This is a genomic window from Ideonella sp. P3_A4 (assembly GCF_056403075.1).
Map to the genome: position 1 here is coordinate 1 of NZ_JBFUGE010000689.1, position 2,969 is coordinate 2,969.

The following is a 2,969-nucleotide window of genomic DNA, read 5'->3' on the forward strand; positions in this document are numbered from 1 at the left end:
GGCCGTTGACCTGCGCCATCGGCCCGCCGCGCACAGCCGTCAGGGCCAGCACCGACAACAATTGCAGCCTCGCCCGCGGGCCGCGGGCCAGCGGTGCCAGGACACCGCCCGCCGCAGTGGCCAATGTCTGCGCGCGCTCGACGTGGCCACGCACCAGCGCGGCTTCGGCAGCGTAGGCATCGGCCCAGGCTTTTTGCAGCGCCGAGGCGCGCGCCTCGGGCGCGGCGATCACCGCATGGTTGCGCTCCACCGCCGCCAGGGCGGCCTCGGTGTCGGCGGGACTGGCGCCGGCGTACAGCGTGAGCGCGCCCATCTCGGCTTCGACCAACGCCGCCTCTGCGCTGGCACCGCCGGCACCGCGGATGGCGGCCAGTGCCGGGGCGAGCGTCGCGCGCGCCGCGTCGCCGCGCCGCTGCAAGATCAGATGGCGGGCCAGGGCCAGGCGCAGGTCGATGGCCAGTCGGCTGGGCGGGCCGCTCATGCTGTCGGCGGTCTCGATGGCATGTGTCAGCAGGGTCTCGGCCTGCTCGGCCCGGTCGCGGGCGTCGAGGATGTCGGCCCGCAGCGCCATCGCGCGCGCCCGCTCGGCCAGCGTCGCGCGGCCGCCGGCAAACAGCTCGGCGTCCACCTGGTCCAGTTCGTCGGTGGCCGCCGTCAACTGTCCGCCGGCAGCCAGCGAGGCACTGAGCTGCAGGTGCGCGCGCGCAGCCGCGGGTGTGCCCGGTGGCGCCAGTGCCAGCGCGCTGCGCGCCTGCTGCTCGGCCTCGCTGGCGAGACCGTCGCCGAGCAAGGCTTGAGACAGCAGCAGGTGCGGCGCGGCCAGCTCGGCCGCGGGGGCGCCGGCTTGTTCAAGCGCCGCGATCTGCCGGCGCGCGTTCTGCGCTGCGAACTCGAAGCTCCTGGCGTCCAGCAGGATGCCGGCGACGATGCCGTACAGCTCGGCCTGCAGGCGGGGCGTGTTGGCGCGTGCGATGAGCTGGGCATTGCGTTCGAGCAGCCGCTCGAACGAAGAGGCGCGGCCCTGTTCGTCGGCCTCGTCGACCTGGGCGCTGGCGCGAAAGGCGTCGACCACGAACTGCTTGACCAGTTGGGCCTGTTCGGCCTCGGCGCCGGCGCGCCGGGCCTGCCCGACGATCACGGCCGTGCCGATCACCGCCGCCAGCGCCACCGTGGCCACCGCGGCGCTGGCGGGGGTGTGGCGCGTCACCAGCCTGGCCAGGCGGTAGGCGGCGGTGCCCGGGCGGGCGCGCACCGGTTCGCCGGCCAGGTGGCGCTGGATGTCGTCGGCGAGCGCATCGACGGTGGCGTAGCGCTGCTCGGGCTGGCGTTGCAGTGCCTTGGCGAGAATGGCGTCGACGTCGCCGCGCAAGGCCCGCGCCAGCGCACGGTCGCTCACCCGCTTGCTGGCGCGCGGTGGCTCGGCCGTCTGCATCGCCAGTTGCACGGCCTGCTCCAGCGGCGCCAGCCCGGGCCGTTGCGGCGCATGCGGCCGTTCACCGGTCAACAGCTCGTACAGCATCACGCCCAGCGAGTACACGTCCGAGGCCACCGTCACCGGCTCGCCACGCAACTGCTCGGGCGAGGCGTAGTGCGGCGTCATCACTGCGCCTAGACGTTGTGTGGCGCCGGCATCGTCGGGGGCYTCRTGCAGCAGCTTGGCGATGCCGAAGTCCAGCAGGTGGACCTGGCCATCGGCCGAGACCAGCACATTGGARGGTTTGAGGTCGCGGTGCACSACCAGCCGCGCATGGGCGTAGGCCACCGCTTGCGCCACCTGCAGGAACAGCTTCAGGCGCGCRCGCACGCCGAGTTGGCGGCTCTCGCACCACAGGTCGATGGCCACGCCGTCGATGAACTCGAAGGCGAGGAAAGGATGGCCGCGGTGGTCGACGCCGGCGTCGTACAGGCGCGCGATGTGSGGGTGTTCCAGGCGSGCGCCGATGTCGCGCTCGCGCAGCATGCGCTCGGCCAGGCCGGCGCCCCAGGCCAGGTGSGGCAGCTTGATGGCCACGCGGCGCTGCAGCGAACCATCGGCGCGCTCAGCCAGCCAGACGCTGCCCATGCCGCCGCGCGCGACCGGGCGCACCAGTCGGTAGGTGCCCACCGTGTCGCCAGGCTGCGGCTCACCGGCTTCACCGGCTGGTGCAGGCGAGCGGTTGTCGTGGTCGGTCGGCGGCCACAAGGTGTCGATTGYGGACGGGGGCGGCAGCGGCAGCGAGGCGAGCCAATCGCTGGCAGCGCCCGGCGCCCGGTCGAGCGCCTCGTCGACCAGGCGACTCCATGCATCTTTGTCTTCTTCTGCCATCCCTCTCAAATGCCCAAGCTGCGGCTGACGCATTGGACGGTGGCGGGGCGAGATGCGCAAGGTGCGCGGGTGCAACGTCTGTTTCGTTCCCCTTCGTTCTTGGGAGGGCAGGCACGCCAACAGCACGGCCAAGGCAGCTTTGCAAATACGAATAATTCGCAATACAATAATTGACTAGCCAGCCCCTCGGCTGACACCGCCCCCTCGCGCCAGACGGGTGCCGGGTCCGCCGCAGCCAGCCAACAAGTCCGAATTCGAGGCCGTGTCCGCCCAGGCGCGGCCTTCTTGTTGCGCTGTGCGCGCGAGGCCCGCTTGTCCACCTTGCCTTCTTCCCCGCCGAACCATGGCCTGTCCAGCGCGCTGCTGGGTCGACCGAGCGCGCCGGTGCCCGCGTGGGCCGGGCGCAGCCTGGTGCTGGCGGTGGTGGCTGCTCATGTGGGCGCGGCTTGGGGCCTGATGCAGATCGACTCGGTGCGCGAGGCGGTGGCCGAGGTCGCGCCGCTGGTCGTCGACTTCATTGCCGCACCACCGCCGCCGTCGCCACCCCAACCACCGCCGCCGTCGCCACCCCAACCACCGCCGCCTCCGCCCCCGGTCGTGCCGCGCACGTTGCCGCCGCCGCCCGCACCGGTGATCGCCACCACGCCGACCGCCGAGCCTGCGC

General features: G+C 72.8%; 1 protein-coding gene and 1 pseudogene. One reads left to right on the plus strand and one right to left on the minus strand.

All coding sequences use genetic code 11. The features are described from left to right. The coding region (locus AC1DYI_RS31175; RefSeq protein WP_477207991.1) for a protein kinase domain-containing protein at positions 1-2,305 on the minus strand (2,305 nt) is incomplete at its 3' end. Between the two features lie 321 nt (positions 2,306-2,626). Between AC1DYI_RS31175 and AC1DYI_RS31180 the strand changes: the two are divergent. Next, positions 2,627-2,969: pseudogene (locus tag AC1DYI_RS31180) on the plus strand (hypothetical protein); the annotation flags it as partial.